This is a genomic window from Streptomyces fildesensis (assembly GCF_016107395.1).
Taxonomy (GTDB): domain Bacteria; phylum Actinomycetota; class Actinomycetes; order Streptomycetales; family Streptomycetaceae; genus Actinacidiphila; species Actinacidiphila fildesensis.
On sequence record NZ_JAAIKO010000388.1, the window covers coordinates 1 to 229 of the forward strand.

General features: G+C 69.9%; 1 pseudogene. It reads right to left on the reverse strand.

Going from position 1 to position 229, the window contains the following annotated elements:
• Positions 1-217, reverse strand: a pseudogene (locus C6N31_RS43285) (ferritin-like domain-containing protein); the annotation flags it as partial.
• Positions 218-229 lie beyond the last annotated feature (12 nt).

Here is a 229-nt window from a genome sequence, read left to right on the forward strand (position 1 = left end):
TGGTGGCCGAGGCCCGCACGGAGGACAGCACTGCCGCTGCCCCCGCCACACCGGCGAGCGTCCCCGACCGCTGCCACCAACGACGCGACCGGGGTGCGGTGACATCGGCGAAGTCGTCCAACGCACTGCCGGTGATCCGCAGCGCGTCGCTGTTCAGGTCCTGTGACTGCTCGGTGAGCTCTTCCAGCAGCCGGGTGTCGATGCGCTCTACGCCCATCACGCCCCATCT